The organism is Pseudomonas sp. 1152_12, from assembly GCF_052850675.1.
This window is the reverse complement of record NZ_VXCW01000075.1, coordinates 1-205: the sequence shown is the minus strand read 5'-3', so window position 1 is coordinate 205 and position 205 is coordinate 1. Positions and strand designations below refer to the sequence as shown.

The 205-nt window shown below is 54.1% G+C and carries 1 protein-coding gene; it reads left to right on the top strand.

Translation table 11 applies throughout. The features are described 5' to 3' along the window. The coding region (locus FW764_RS28180) for an immunoglobulin-like domain-containing protein (protein ID WP_446436735.1) at positions 1-205 on the top strand (205 nt) is incomplete at both ends.

The window sequence follows — 205 nt, the reverse complement described above, 5'->3', positions numbered from 1 at the left end:
CGTCGTAGCTCCTGATGATGTGTACAAAGGCGATCAAACCGTTACCACCGCTATCAAGGGTGTCACTGGCGGCGAGCACTTTGAGAACTTGGTTCCTGGGACCGATAAAGTCACCACAACAGTGACTGATACTCCGGACACCGATAACACCACGACCGTAACGCTGACCGCGCCAAGCGCAGTGAACGAAGGTGGTCAGATCACT